The organism is Paenibacillus sp. KS-LC4 (assembly GCF_036894955.1).
Classification (GTDB): Bacteria; Bacillota; Bacilli; order Paenibacillales; family Paenibacillaceae; genus Pristimantibacillus.
On record NZ_CP145905.1, the window covers coordinates 3,289,870 to 3,305,189 of the forward strand.

A 15,320-nucleotide genomic window follows, 5' to 3' on the forward strand; every position below is an offset into this window, starting at 1 on the left:
AATACGCGTCATGATTTAGCCAGCATGCTGATCCCATCCTCCAATTGACCAGAGAGTGAAAGCACATCATAATAAATCCACTTTTGCGGATCTATCGTTTGCACCTTGCCTTGACGGACAGCAGATAATTCCCTCCAGATAGAGTTGTGCTGCAATTGCTTATAGGTAAGAGCAGCCTCCGCCCCATATACGATGATAAACAACCGATCAGCTTCATATTGCCAGAGCTGCTCAATCGCAACCTTCCTGCCGTATTGGTTTGGATGTTTAGCAAGCTCGCTTTGCACAAGCGGGGGTGGCTGCAAGCCAAAGGAATGATACATGACCTCGCCCGCATTACGATCTCCAAGTATAAATAGCTCCTTTCCTTCTATGACAAGCAGGCCAACCGTTTCATTCACATTTAAATAGGGCTTGATCCGCCGATGAGCCTCCGCTCGCTTCATTTCGTAGCCGTCAATCCAGCTCTGTGCCTGTTTGCCCAACCCAAGCAAATGACCGATCTCCTGTAAATGCCCTGTTGCTTGCAGCCCCATCCATGGAATGCTAACAATCGGGGCTATACGCTCAAGCTTTTGTTGGATATCCTTGTCTAGCGTGTCACTGCTTATGATCAGATCAGGCTTTAGTGCAGTTATTTTGTCATAATAGAAGGTTGACTTATCTCCAATGCTAGAAATGGCTTCACCTGAACGCCTAGCATAATAACCTAAATGATAGGCAGGTGCGCCAACTGGCTTTATGCCAAGCGCCAGCAGCGCACAGGCATAATCAATGGACAAAATGTTATACTGGCGCGTGTTGACGTATACTCGCGGCGGTACACCTGTTACCTGCTTAAAGCGACGGTTAAAATAATAGCTGTCGCGGAATCCAGCCTGCTCGGCAATATCAGAAAGCGGCTTCCTGGAAATAAGCAGCAGCTCCTTGGCCTTGCGTATTCGCAGCTCTGTTACATATCCATGAGGCGTTGAGCCTGTTATTTTTTTAAATAAAACGATGTATTGCTTTGTGCCAAGTCCAGCCTGATCTGCTAACTGCTGCGTACTGATTTCCTCGTTATAATGGTCTTTTAAAAAAGAAACGGTCTGTTCTACGGCCTCCATGGAACTGGTCGTGTCTGTTACGGACGTATTTTGCTCCAGAATGGCATACATCAGCTTCTGGAAACGGAAATAATAGCTGAGCCGCTCTTTCTCACTTTTAGTATTTTTCATAGTGATCAGCTTGCGTATTTGGGCCAGCATGCGATTAAAAGGCTTGATACTCATTTCACCATGAGCAAAATGAAGAGGAAGGCTGCTGTTGAGCTCAGAGCTAACGATGTCAAAGGTCAGGCACATATAGTGCAGCTCCTTCTCCTTACTTCCATCAGCAGTGATGTCAAGCTTTGCACCAGGCGCTATCCCATAACAACTGCCAAGGGTAGCTTCATAACAGCTGTCGTCTATATGCAAGCTGACTGAGCCGCTTGATACCATTATGAGTCTGTAGCTCAGACTGACACTAGGGAAGAGCTCGCTGCCCCTACTGTGTTCAAGAGATATAACATCAACCAGTCTAAAAAAGTACGAATGAAAAGGAGTCGCTTGGTATCCCCTATTTGAAGTGCTTCTATTCATTGAAGTCACGGATGCCTCCTGCATTAATCGAGAATTAATTGAGAATTATTATCATCATTCTAATAACAAAGAAGAAGCTAGTCAACCATTAGGTTAACTAGCTTCTTCTTTGTTGTTATTTGCTCGGAATAATCGCCTTCATGACGTCCTCCAGCTTTTTCTCGTAAGCAAGTGGACCATTGGTAATCCATACGTCACCGCGCACTTCATAGATATGTCCTTGCTTGACGGCAGGAATGCTCTTCCACAGGCTGCTTTCTTTAAGCTCTTTAGCTTGCTCCTCTCTTCCTTCATCGACAGCTAGGAAAATATAGTCGGCATCAAGCTGTGGAATAATTTCCATGGAAATCGTCTGAATATCCATGTCTTCTCCCCAAGCCAGCTTACGTACAATTGGAGCAGGCTCCAGCCCAAAATCACCATACAAGGCTGTCCCCACCTGACCTCCAGGTCCTCCATACAATCTAAGCTCCTTGCTGGCATGGATGCGAACCATAGCTGCTGTTTTCCCTTTAGCAGCAGTCTGCAATTGCTCTTTAGCCAGCTTCGTTTCCGCTTCGCGCTTTTTAATTACAGCTTCCGCTTGTTCTGTCTTTCCGAGCAGATCAGCTACAATAAGTAGATTTTTTTTCCAGTTTTCCGGATATTGAATTTCACTGCCTGTAAATACATAGGTCGGGGCAATTTGTGATAGTTTTTCATAGACGCCTTCCTCGGCCCAACCCTGGAAGCCAAGAATTATGAGATCCGGCTGTGCAGCCATTATCGCTTCAAAGTTAATCGCACTCGTGTCGAGCTTCGGAACATCCTTCAGATAATCCTCCAGATAGGTCTGATAATAAGCTCCGCTCGAGTATTGCAGGATCGGCTTGACGCCTAGCGCGCTCATTTCGTCTTCGACGAATAATCCAATAATGCGCTGCGGCTGCGCAGGGGCTTCAATTTTACCAAGCACATGCTCAAAGGTGCGAGTATTCGTGGATTGAGCTGCTGGTGATTTTTCGGGCGATGCCTGCTCGGTCTGTACCACGCCCGTCTCCTCCTTCACCTCTCCCCCTCCACATGCCGCTAGCACCATGACGAGCACCCATATACCGCTCAATAAGGACAAGCCTTTTTTACTAAAAGCCATAGCTATTCCGCTCCCTCTACTGATATTTATTCTCATTTGTTTGCCTTGCTTATCATAAATAGTAGATCTGATTTATTCAATGGACTTTTGAGACATGCTCGTATTATTTCGAAAAACACCCTAAATGTACATTTATACAGCAGTACCTTCCTTAGATTATAAACTGTAAAGTTCGAGTTATAGGCCTCGTAAAATAAAAAGAACGCTGCCTGTAAGGCAACGCTCGCTGAATCCCATTTATAAAATCATGCACAATCTACGTAAATCAATTAAGCTGTGTCCTTGTTAACATCTCGGTCTCACCCGTACTGAAGCCAACAATGACTTGACTGGTCATCGAAATAAATAAACCATTTTCCACTACGCCCGGAATCGCATTCAGCTGTTCATGCAGCTCAGCAGGCGCAGCAATCGTGCCGAAGCGGCAATCGGCAATATAATTGCCGTTATCCGTTACAAAAATACCGTCAGCCGAAGCCCGCAGCTCAGCGGTGCAGCCAAGCTCTCTCAGCTTTTGCAGCGTTAAATTCGAGGCAAAGGGCACAACCTCCACTGGAAGCGGAAATTGTCCAAGCTGGCTTACTTTTTTGGACTCGTCCACAATGACGATAAACGTTTTGCTGTGGGCAGCAAGAATTTTTTCACGCAAAAGCGCACCGCCGCCGCCTTTAATCAAATGAAGCTCGCCATCTACTTCATCCGCACCGTCAATTGTTAAATCTATCGCCGTAATTTCATCGAGCGGAACTAACGGAATGCCGTACTCAACCGCTAAATCCTCAGACTGCTTGGAGCTGGCAACGGCTTTAATATCCAGTCCTTCGAGCTTCATTCTTTGCGCCAGCTTCAAAATCGCCCAATACGCCGTCGTTCCTGTCCCAAGCCCAATAAGCATGCCATCCTGCACAAGCTGGACGGCCTTCTCTGCTGCCAATTGCTTGACGTTCAAACGTTTCCCTCCGCTCTCTGTGTTCTATTTCCCAAAAAATTACATGCCCAATATATGATAGCCTGCATCAACATGCAGCACTTCGCCAGTAATGCCGCGTGACAGATGACTAAGCAGGAATAACGTCGCATCGCCTACTTCTTCTTGGTCAATGTTGCGGCGCAGCGGCGCGCGCTCCTCAATCGTTTGCATAATCTCATTAAAGCCGGACACGCCTTTTGCGGATAAGGTTTTAATCGGCCCAGCTGAAACCGCATTAACCCGAATATTATATTTGCCAAGATCCTCGGCCAAATATCGTACGCTTGCTTCAAGCGCTGCCTTAGCAACGCCCATGACATTATAATTTTTCACTACGCGCTCTGCGCCGATATACGATTGGGTAACAATGCTGCCGCCTTCGGACATGATCTCTTTCGCCTGCTTAGCGACCGCCACAAGCGAAAAAGCGCTGGAGTTTTGCGCGAGCAAATAGCCTTCACGCGATGTATCCAGGTATTCGCCTTTAAGCTCATCTTTATCCGAGAAAGCAAGTGAATGCACGATTCCATCAATGCTTCCGACCTGCTCTTTAATATGGGCAAAAGCCGCACTTATGCTGTCATCGTCCAATACATCACATGATACTGTGAGCAGTGGATTCATATCGTTCTGTGCAAGCAACCCCTTCAGCTTCTCGAAAGAACGTTCCTTCCTGTATGTAAAAATAAGCTGCGCCCCTTCCCGATGCAGCGACTTGGCGATTCCCCAAGCAATGCTGCGTTCATTAGCGACGCCCATTACGACGATTTTTTTGTTGTTCATCATTCCAGACAAAGTAATCCCTCCATTAGCTAAATCCATAAATCTGTTGCCATTATAGCATAAAACAAGGTGAAACGGCTGTCGCCTCCATTGGCGGCACAGCGCGTTTCAGTCCGAGAAATGCTATAATAAATGTTAGCAACTTATTCATAGAAGGATGATTCATTGTAATGACAGAGCAGGAGCGCAAAAATTGTATGAAATGCCGCCATTATTATGTTACTTGGGACCCCGGCGCGCCAAGAGGTTGCAGGGCGTTCGGTTTTAAAACGCAGGCGATGCCAAGCCAAGTTGTACTGGCCTCCTCCGGGAAGCCTTGCTTGAACTTTGAAGCTAAGGAAAAAGGATAAGGCAGCAGACCGTCAATGATCGGTTTGCTGCCTTCTTTTTCAGGATTGGGCTACCTGTCTTCTCGTCTGTAGGTAAACAAGAGACAGCTTTACACGGAGGGAGGTTTGCTCCATGTACTGCGCGTATAACATAGGCTCATGCCAGCGCGCTCCATATTCCGCTGACTGCTAGAGCAATAACTGGCTTGTCCGACCATGAGGGTGCAGCCCGCTTGGGCAGCAGCAAGCAAGCGCGCTGCAATTAACGCCGCTTGAACACCTCGCTTGCGATATTCCGGCAATGTTGCGGCAAATGTAAGGGAGGCGATATGTTCATGTATATGCATGACCCCAACCCCAACAGCGATACGATCTATCTCAGCAGCATAAAACTGCCAGCCTTCTCGGTTGAACAGCATGCGGTTATTATCGGCAATGTGGTTTTTTCCAGCAATCGGCAGTCCGCTGCCAAGCGCATGCAGCTCTGCGTAAAGATCAACCTCGTGCTCGCCAAGCCTGCGTACGACAATGCCTGTCTGACCTTCCTCCAACGTCATGCCTGCTTGCTGAGCGATATTTCCTGCCAAGCTCGCATGAAAGCCCGACTGATAATACCCCTTCTGGGCCAGCGCCAGCAGCGTGTCCCCATCTATACGCGAAGGAACGATCTCGAATTGCGGACTCCCGCCCTGCTCTTTGTACCAGTTTAGCACTTCATCCAGCTGTGCTGCGCTTGCACGGCCAAAGCCTTTAACCGTATTAAATTGAGGCCATGGCATTTCTCGGCTAGCAATAGCCACTGCAGGGCCGAAGCGCTGAAGTGCTATCCCCATTGGATTATGCTCCCGTTCCTGAATGGCCTTCATTCGATCCAGCATGTATACAAGCTCGGAGTTCTCAACGTGCTCGACAAGCTCGAGGGTAGTCATACGAGTATTCAACAGGTAAAACCTCCCTATATTCGTGATAACGGAATATTGTTAATGGCTTTAACAATTCAATCGCCATTTTGTTTACATAATTATTTTTATGTAACTAATTGATTGATTTCAGACTATTCAGAAATTAATAATATTTCTTCGATATATTCAATCGCTTAAGTATGGTTCAAGTGAATTTGCGAAATCCGTGGAAACTCCAATCGTCCTAATGAAGCGATTACTACTTCCGCTGGATAAAATTGTGCCTGTCTGCCACCTGAGAAATACCATTTGCGTAATTGCTTTACCACAATAAATAGCCCGTGCTCATCGCCGACAGGGGTTAATCCCTCGCTATCCTCCCGCCAGTTGGGAATGCCAAGCGCATTTAGCTCCCGAACGATAGGGATAACCTCTGCAGCGACGATGCCCAGTTCACTAACTTCGAGGCAGTCCGAGTAGCTGAACGGGTGGTCTGTACCATTTTTCAACTGATGCCTAGCAATGAACTCGACGATATTGCCAGCAGGATCAGCAAAATAAACGGCACCTGCATCCCATGATGCGAAAAACACCTCGTCTCTGCCTTCCTCCTCAATAAGCGCCACTTTCCCCTTCAGCCAGCGCTTCGCTTCTGCCAGCTTATTTTCGGGAATATTAATGGCAAAATGATAGAAGGGCTCGGTCTGCTCCGTTGTCGCCTGAAAGGTGAGCTGCGTGCTGCCAATGGCCATTGTGAAGGACTGCTCGTCTCTATCCAGCACCAAGAAACCAAGCTGCTCGTTATAAAAGGCATACAGCGCCTCCAGCCTGCTTGTCCACAAGGTGATGTGTTCAAATTTCATCGTACCTATTCCTCCCTAAAGCGGAGCATTACCGCCTGCATATTGTAAACAATTCCAAAGTCTATTTTATCATAATATCTGCCTTGAGAGGCTTTGCAAGGTGATTTTTACTACTTACCCTTTAGCTTCAATAAAGCACACAATTTTCTCCTGATCCACAGACTTTAGCAAATAATCATAGGTAGTGCGCCCTATCGCTTTTTGGGCATAATCGAGATCGTCATAATCGCTCAAATAAATAAATTTCTGCGGCTGATTCGATGAGCGAAGCTGCTCTAGAAAATCAGGCTCCATGCTACTCGTTGCAGTGGGGTCACACCCTACGCCGAACAAAACACTAAAATAGACTTCGTGGACACCACAGCCGCTATTTCAACAAAATCAGGGATATAGAACTGCTATCGGACACAGGAGCCGCTAATGGATTGCCAATTGCCTTCTTGCTCGGAAAATAAGGACAATAGCGGATCTCCTGTCCACGCACGTCCAAAAACGGGTCTAATATTCAAAATAGAGGAAGCTGAGTCCTGCAAAAAAAGTAGTGAGCGTCCAAGCCTCATGACCTTAGCCACAGGGGTCCCCGTAACATTGCTATTACCCGTAATCGCGTAGCACGGTTCCTTAAGTCTCGAATCGTCAGATGAGATCGGCCTCGAATAAGCGCTAAGTTATGAGCAGAAAGCGGGCTCCAATTTGTATATACATCCTAAATAGACGCACTCTGAACGAGGCGTCTATTTACTCGTCACAACTATTTAGCTCTTTGTTAAGCTTGCAGGCAGCTTTACAGCAAGCAGCGTGCCGCCCGAGCGCACATAGATCATATCCCCAGACTTCAGCGTCGGATCAAATTCGCTCGAGCCCGTTTTCACGCTGAAGACGGGCTTTGTGGTTGCGAAATTATACGCATCCAGCGTTCCATCTGCACGTGCAACATACAGGCCATTTGAAAAAATATCCGTCTGAACGGGCTGAATACCGAACGGGAACGGGACACTTTGCCCGCTCGTCGTCTTTAGAGCGAGCATGGAATGATTGCGGAAGCTCTGATAGAGCAGCTTGCCGCCATAAATGCTATAGAGCGGATAATATTCTTTTGGGTCTGGCGCATTCCACCGCTGAATAGCTTTACTGTTTGGAGAATATGAGGAAAAATTGTATTTGGAAACCATTTTCCCCTGATAAATGTATAGGTCATTACCGTCCAGGAATGCGGAGCCATTAGCGCCGCCTGATTCAATTTGCCCAGGCACCTCAGGCACTACTGTCCAGTTGTACACCCGCTCGCCCTTGTTCTTCCCAGACACTAAGTCAAGGACCGCGATTTGCAAACTTCTATTGCTGGAATCGTCATCCCCTCTCATGAATGTGTCCAAGACTGAGTAGACCAGCCCGTCCTTGACCAAGAGCGGAGAAAAGTGAGCAAATGCCGTCCAAAGCTTTTTGCCTGTTGCCTGATCGTAGGCATTAAGCTGATTAGAAGTAAGAGCTCCTTGAACCAAATAACTGCGCAGCACAACACCTTTGCTTACGATTATGTCACTGGATCCTGAGGAGTAGAGGCTATCCTTCTCGGTTATCTTCCAGCGCAGCTTACCCGTTGCCCGATCTAGTGCAAAAAGAGTGAAATTTTGCGTCACATAAATCGTATCGCCAATCGGAACGATGCTTTCTGCTTTATTCGCACGAATCGCTGTCGTCCACTGCTTGCTGCCATTTTTGGTAACAGCAATGACTGCACCATCTGTTGTAAGTCCATACAAACTTCCTTGTTCATAGGCAAGCACGGGCCTCAGGCCAGAACCATATTTCCACAGCATTCTACCACTTGTGCCGTCATAAGCAGCAAGCTGCCCTCCATTCACAAGTGCAAACAGCCGCCCTTCCTCTGCAAGCGCTGCTGTTATGAATCGGCCATCCTGATCAAATTTCGCAAGCGGCAAGCTCCACATTGGTTTGACTGCTGGGGCAGAGACAGCTCCATACATAGGGGTGGTGCTGCTAATAATAGGCTTCTCGGCAAACGCAGCCGATGCTCCCAACAAGCCGCAGGCGATAATGGAGGAAGCTACGCTAACCGCGACGATTCTTTTCATTTGTTGCGAAGGATTAATAAACATCTCTCACTCTCCCATTCCCTGGTCATATAAAATATGCACGATATCATCCAGCATAAATGACCGAATCGCCCGCTGATCTGCAAGGGCAATCCGGTTATTTTTGAAACGCCATGCTCTGTCAATTCATAGTCCTGAGATTCCATTGACTTTGAACACAGTCTCATGATATCCATATTATAGGCGATGAAAGCTGCCAATCCTACTTTTTTATGAATTTTGTATCTTTTTCTCCAATATTTCTAAGCTTTATCAGCATCTAATGCCAGTAGTAAAGAAACCGTTAATTCGGCCCCTTCTTCCAGCTTGCAGCGCACGGCTATTGGGCCGCAATGCAGCTCCAACATTTTGTAGACGTTGGGCAACCCGAGGCCGCTGCCTCTGATCGTCCCAACACATCATCAATCGTTCCGGCGCGCACATTCTATGAGCCAACAGCATGATGTGAAAATAACGAAAAACCGATCCAGCAACCGGATCGGCCTTTCCTGCTATTTTTCCCCACTCCGATATTCGTTGAAAAGTAACCGTCCTGCTAAGTGCTCGTCAGCGGAAAAAGCATAATAGCAAGCTTCATCGGCTGGGGCTTTACTAAATAAGCGTCCAGCGTCGGCGCGTAACCGCAGCTGTGGTTGCCGATCCCGCTTTGTAGGGCATCGATTTTGACAATCGTTTCAGGCAGCCTGGTCAGCTTATGAACATGGCTTGTGCGCGACATATCCTCCGTAGAATAATGATGGACACTAATGTTAAACCGCTCACTGCCTGTTATCCCGATTCCAGCACCTTCCCCATTCTCAAGCTTTGCCCAGCGTACATCGACTTTATTACCGTTTTCCTGCGGCTTGACATAAGGAACAAACTGCTCCGCTACCGTACCGCCGTAAATGCCAAGCTTACCGCTTTCTTTACGGTCGGCATAACATTCATGAGGCCCTCTTCCATACCAGCTGAACTGGTCATAGCTATCACGAAGACGCAGCTCCAAACCAAAACGCGGCAGTGGCGGCAGGTCGCTTCCAAGCGGTTCAATCGTCGTTTCCACGCCTATGGAGGCATCAGCGTTAATCTGGTGAATCATTTTGCAGCGGAAGGCTGCTCGTTCGCCCTTTGCGCCCATGACCGCTTCAGCCGTAGTTATGATGCTTCCCTGATGGTCAGCGTTCACCGAAAACTGGCGCAGCTGCCAATCAAGCCGATCATAACCGGCTTTCCCCCATTCTTTGGCTAGATGGACATCGTTGTCCAGAGGGGCACGCCATAGGAGCAGCTGTGGACCTGCGAGCAGCTGCTCATCACCGTCATACAGCCAATTGCTGATTGTGCCTGTCATTTGATCCATGTCTACCTGAAACCCGTTCCCGCTTATGCGGCATATAGGCTTACCGTCTTCTCGCTGCAAATTTTGATGCTTAGGAGGCTTTAGAGCAGGACTCTCACCAAAGGCCTCGCTTGCTCCAGCTATTGGGTGAACGATACTACAGAACACATCCTTCGCACAATAAGCGGCAACCTTCTCTTGCAGGTGCCAGCCCGTCTCCTCAAACCATATATCGGCCCAAGCTGTTTCATGACCTTCGTCGCACCACAACCTACTGTTGCGCTCTGTAAAACAGATATGCAGCGCATACTCACCTTTTTCCATTAATTGCTCCAAAGGGAGCGGAATGTCTAATATCTCTTCCTCGCCAGGCGCCGTCTGCAAGCGAGCAAGCTCGCCTTGGGCAACTGCGGCGCCGCTGCGGAGCAGCTGCCAATGACCTTTCAAATGTCCCAGCGATAAAAAGCTGTAACGATTCACAAATTGAACCCGGCCAAGCTGTGCGGGGTCCGGCTTTATTTTCACCGGCTGAATGATCTTCTTGTATTCCAGCAAGGACGCTTTAATGCTTCGATCCGGAAACAATAGTCCATCCATGCAAAAGGGTCCGCTGTGCGGGGCATCGCCAAAGTCGCCGCCATATGCGTAAAACGCAGCTTCACCGTCATTTTGCCGCAAAATGCCCATATCCGACCACTCCCAAATAAGGCCTCCCAGCAATCGGGGGTACTCGTAAACCGCATCCCAGTATTCCTGTAAATTGCCCGTGGAATTGCCCATGGCATGACCAAACTCGACCATGAGATAAGGGCGGTCATCCGGCTTGCGTCCTTCCTCTATGAGCATGTCGACCGAAGGGTACATGGAGCTCACAATGTCAACAACTGCGGCTTCATAAGCCCGCTCATAGTGAACCAGACGAGTCGGATCGGCGCTGCGGGTCCACTCCGCCATCGCATCATGATTTTCACCATAACCTGACTCATTTCCGAGCGACCATACGATGATAGATGGATGATTTTTATCCCGTCCAAGCATCCTTTGCGCACGATGCAAATAGGCTTCACGCCAATTTGGATGTTTGCTCAAATAAGATTCATCGCCCATAAAATGAAATCCGTGCGTCTCCAAATCCGCTTCATCTATAACGTATAAGCCGTATTGGTCGCATAAATCAAGCCAACGTGAATCGTTTGGATAATGGGACAGCCGAACTGTGTTGATATTATGCTGCTTCATCAGCCTTATGTCTTCCAGCATCGCTTCGAGCGTCGTTACATAACCCAATTGCGGGTGGAACTCATTGCGATTGACGCCTTGAATAACGATAGGCTGCCCATTAATTAGCAGCTTCCCCTTTTCAATCTGAATATCCCTGAAGCCAACTGAAAGCTGTTTCACCTCCGCTATCGCTCCGTCTTGGCCACGGAGCGTCAACAAAAGCTTATACAAATAAGGCGTTTCCGCTGTCCATAGCCGAGGCTTTGAAATAGGAAACTGGATCGGTAACGTTCGAAGCTCTTCAAGCGAATGTGACGCTTGAAGGTTAAACGATTGAATAGCGACGCTCTCTCCACCAGCATCTAGCAAGGATACGCTCAAATGGAAGTTTTCTCCCTGACTGTACTCCGGTTCATTTATGGTTTGGTTCACTTTTTTCACTGCGGTTTCTGCCGCGTTTTTCCAAATGCTGCGTTGAGCAAGCGTAAGCTGCAAGCTGAGGCTCGCCTCCTGATATCCGGAGCCGGGTATAAAGGGAGTTCGCACCCGTATGTCCTCAATTGTGACAGCCGCCTGTGCGGTTAAATAAACATCGCGAAATATTCCGCTCAGCCGCCATTTGTCCTGCGATTCCAAATAGCTGCCATCGCACCATTGGTAGACGCGAACCGCTAGCAAATTAGAGCCGGGACGTAGCAACTGGGAAATATCAAACTCTGCCATATGATGGCTTCCCTGACTGTATCCGACCTGTTCGCCATTGAGCCACACATGGAAGGAGGAATCGACTCCGCCAAATACGAGGCGAATTTGGCGATTTTCCCAATGCTCAGGTGCTACAAAGCTTGTACGGTAGCAGCCAGTAGCGTTGAGCAGTGGAATATGCGGAGGGTCAAGCGGGAATGGATATGGACAGCTGCTGTAATGTGGTTGTCCGTAACCGTGCATTTGCCAATTTGAGGGCACAGGAATCCAATCCCATAGCGTATCATCGCAAGTATCCAAATGGCTATCGACTGCACAGTGCATAGGCGAATCGAAGTAGCGGAAGCGCCAGTTGCCGCTAAGCAGCTTGTAATAGGGCGATTCGATCCGAGCATCACGCAGCGCTGCTGCCGTATTGTCAAATGGAATCATTTCGCTGCGCGGGGGCATTGTATTGCGCTCCAGCACGTTTAAGTTGCAATAATCTGGCAGATGCTCGCGTTCAATTGGCATAAGCCGCCCTCCCTTGCTTCATGCGGGTGAAAAAATCCCGCTCGCCGATTTGCCCACCCTTCAGCACTAGCTCCAGCCCATCCAGCGCGGACTCCTCTGAGAAGGCTCGGCATAGCGGCGCCCCTGGCGTCAGCGCAGCCACGCATTCCAGCGCATAAATGCCTAAGCTGCGCGTCACATATCCAGACGTATCCCCACCAGCGATGACGATGCGTGTCAGCTGTTCATCAAGGATCAGCTCACGCGCCAGCGCTCCAAGCAAAGCGCCCAACAGGCGGCTGCTTTGCTCAGGTCCATAGCCCTGCTCAGCAAGCTTGTCACGGAAACGCGAAATGCTTGGATCGTCTACACCTTCCGCTGAATAAAGCAGCAGACTGCGCCCTTCGGCAAGCTTTTCCCGAGCCTCATTCAGCAGCTGCTGCCGGGCAGCCGCTCCTTTCCTTCCGTCCAGCAGCTCCTCTGCCGGCACCCGAATGCCCGCAAAACCCGCTGCCTGCGCAGCCTTAATTTGCTGCTCCGTAACCGGCGAGCAGCTACCCGACACAACGAGCAGACGTTCAACCTCTGCTGCTTGAGCAGTACTAAGCTCTGGCTGCGGCGGCAGCAAGCCAAGCTGCCGCCAACAGGCTCCAAGCGCATACTCCACGCCAGAGGAGCCAATGGCAAATAAGCCGTCGCGCTGCTGGGCCTCCGCCCAAATCAGCTTTCCAGCCGCCGCCAGTCTTGCTTCGTCAAGCACATCAAACAGCACGAGATCAGGCCGCTCCCGCTCTACAAGCTCAGCCAGCCTTTCGCCCACTTCAGACTCGGCTCCTTCCAGCGCCAAAATATCCATCAGCGCCATCTTTAATTCCGTTTGCTCCGACAAATGCTTGCGCAAATCCGCTTCTGCCATTGGTGTGATCGGATGGCGCGACATCGTTGGATGGCGATCAAGCCGGTACGTCTCCTCGCCCGCCGCCGCAAAATGGTTGCCGAACAATGTATAACGCCCTAAATAAGGAACCCCTGCCAGCACTGGAACATAACCAGCACCAAACACGGAACGGCCTATTTCCGCTGCCTTGCCGATGCTGCCAACTTCAGCGGAGGAATCGAATGTAGAGCATATTTTGTAATGCGTAACAGCTGCCCCTATTTTCCGCAGCTGCTCCAGTACCGGACGCAGCTCGCGCTCCGCCTCATCTGGGGTTAGCGAACGACCAATGCCCGCTACTCCTATGGCTTCTATATCTGCAAACTTGCTGGCAAGCAGCTGCTCGCTAGGAGTCTCTAGAAATAACGCAGCCCGAAGTCCAGCTCGGAACAACGCCTCCAGCACATCGGTTGAGCCTGTGAAATCGTCGCCATAGTAGCTGAGCAGGCGCTGCGCTTCCGGGAGCCGATAACCGTGGCTAACCGAGTATGCTTCCTCTTGCTGCTGCCCGATCTCCCCCATAGTATCTGCGCTATATGGCAGCTTTCCACCGGTGTCGCTTGTTGCACCATCGTCTGGCTTTAGCGTGAATTCCCCTCTGTCCATCACCGCTCAGCCCTTCCCGTATTTTGCTATAGCCTGCTGCAGCTCTGGATGCCGCTTTGCATACTCAGCGAGCGGAACGCCTTGAACGGCTGCCTCCCAGCCCTGCTTCATGCTTGCAAAGCCAGCCGCTGCCCCGCCCGGATGAGCCAAAATGCCGCCGCCTGCCAAATGCATCACATCTACCGTGCTTGTGGCTTCATAAGTAGCCGGAGCCGTTCCCGCCCATTGTGCCGAGGATACGACAGGCATTGTCCCAAAGCCATTGTACATAGGCTTCAAGCATGCACGAATAGAGCTTACGACCGAGCTGTTGCTTTCATAAAATTTGCTGTCTAAACCGTTCACATGCAGATGGTCGGCTCCTGCCAGACGGCAGAGCTTCTGATAGGCTGGAAAAGCGAAGCCCAGCAGCGGACAGCGCGTCATCATGCCCCACTGATTGCGGTGGCCGTGAATCGGAACCTCGCTATATTTGCTCAAATGGGCAAGTCCCGTCAGTCCGACGCTCATTATGCTGACCATGACACAGTTGCCGCCTGCCTTAACGACGAGCTCATGCCCACGCTCCATTTCATCAATGTCCCCCGTAATATTGAAGGCGTACATGATTTTTTTACCCGTGGCATCAGCCGCTCGGTTGACGGCATCCATGACCGCACTCACCCGCTGTGCCAGAGGGGCGTAGGTCCCATTTGCATTCAGTTCATCATCCTTTATAAAATCAAGACCGGCTGCCGATACGTCCATAATCATCTGCTGCAAATCAGCCATCGGAAGCCCGATGCTCGGCTTGACAATCGTCCCCATAATCGGTCGATCATACACGCCGGTTAGCTCCCGTGTACCCGCGATACCAAACCTCGGGCCGGGGTACCGTGCTGCGAACGCTTCGGGCAGCTCCAAATCAACTAGCCGCAGCCCGGACAATTCTTGCAGCTCGAACAAATTGCCCGCAATAGCAGACATTAAATTCGGAATAGACGGGCCAAAATTGTGCATCGGAAAGGATACTGTTACCTCGCCGCGTCTATAAAAGCCATCATGCCCGGGCGGCGTTTTGGAGCCAGGCAGCGACGGTGAGGACACAGACGGAAGCTCGACAATTTGTTCAATTCGCGCCCCGTGCCGCTCTTTCAGCTGGTCCGTCTCTCCTGGCACTGCTGTAAAGGTGCCCGTCGACTGCTCGCCAGCAATGACCTCGGCAGCACGCTCCAGCGTATAGGGTGTTTCTATCAAATAGACGGCCGTTACTCTTTCTTGCTCCATGCTATTTCCCTCCCGCAAAATCTGCCTCTAACCTTGCTGTAGCTGCTCTTGCTA

11 protein-coding genes are annotated in these 15,320 nt (G+C 49.7%); all 11 read right to left on the reverse strand.

Annotated features, from left to right (window positions below; all coding sequences use genetic code 11):
* Positions 1-8 precede the first annotated feature (8 nt).
* Positions 9-1,343, reverse strand: coding sequence for an AraC family transcriptional regulator (locus tag V5J77_RS13805; protein WP_338551425.1), 1,335 nt, complete (start codon positions 1,341-1,343; stop codon positions 9-11).
* A 394-nt stretch (positions 1,344-1,737) separates the two neighbouring features.
* Positions 1,738-2,754: an ABC transporter substrate-binding protein gene (locus V5J77_RS13810; RefSeq protein WP_338551426.1), complete on the reverse strand. Its 1,017-nt coding sequence runs from the start codon at positions 2,752-2,754 to the stop codon at positions 1,738-1,740.
* Between the two features lie 265 nt (positions 2,755-3,019).
* Positions 3,020-3,703, reverse strand: coding sequence for a ribose-5-phosphate isomerase RpiA (rpiA, locus tag V5J77_RS13815; protein WP_338551427.1), 684 nt, complete (start codon positions 3,701-3,703; stop codon positions 3,020-3,022).
* A gap of 39 nt (positions 3,704-3,742) precedes the next feature.
* Positions 3,743-4,519 (reverse strand): enoyl-ACP reductase FabI, encoded by a 777-nt coding sequence (gene fabI, locus V5J77_RS13820; protein ID WP_338551428.1) that lies wholly within the window; start codon positions 4,517-4,519, stop codon positions 3,743-3,745.
* A 427-nt stretch (positions 4,520-4,946) separates the two neighbouring features.
* Complete coding sequence (locus tag V5J77_RS13825) at positions 4,947-5,777, reverse strand: GNAT family N-acetyltransferase (RefSeq protein ID WP_338551429.1); 831 nt, start codon at positions 5,775-5,777, stop codon at positions 4,947-4,949.
* Positions 5,778-5,932: 155 nt separating this feature from the next.
* Positions 5,933-6,601, reverse strand: coding sequence for a VOC family protein (locus V5J77_RS13830; RefSeq protein WP_338551430.1), 669 nt, complete (start codon positions 6,599-6,601; stop codon positions 5,933-5,935).
* Positions 6,602-6,715: 114 nt separating this feature from the next.
* Positions 6,716-6,895, reverse strand: a complete 180-nt coding sequence (locus tag V5J77_RS13835) for a hypothetical protein (RefSeq protein ID WP_338551431.1) — start codon at positions 6,893-6,895, stop codon at positions 6,716-6,718.
* 461 nt (positions 6,896-7,356) lie between these two features.
* A complete protein-coding gene (locus tag V5J77_RS13840) occupies positions 7,357-8,721 on the reverse strand; it encodes a PQQ-binding-like beta-propeller repeat protein (RefSeq protein WP_338551432.1) in 1,365 nt (454 codons plus the stop codon).
* 532 nt (positions 8,722-9,253) lie between these two features.
* Entirely contained in the window at positions 9,254-12,478 is a 3,225-nt protein-coding gene (locus V5J77_RS13845; protein ID WP_338551433.1) for a glycoside hydrolase family 2 TIM barrel-domain containing protein, read from the reverse strand.
* A complete protein-coding gene (locus tag V5J77_RS13850) occupies positions 12,468-14,000 on the reverse strand; it encodes a four-carbon acid sugar kinase family protein (RefSeq protein WP_338556781.1) in 1,533 nt (510 codons plus the stop codon). Before V5J77_RS13850 ends, V5J77_RS13845 begins: the two co-directional genes overlap by 11 nt.
* A gap of 6 nt (positions 14,001-14,006) precedes the next feature.
* Positions 14,007-15,266: a ribulose-bisphosphate carboxylase large subunit family protein gene (locus V5J77_RS13855; RefSeq protein WP_338551434.1), complete on the reverse strand. Its 1,260-nt coding sequence runs from the start codon at positions 15,264-15,266 to the stop codon at positions 14,007-14,009.
* Between the last annotated feature and the right edge of the window lie 54 nt (positions 15,267-15,320).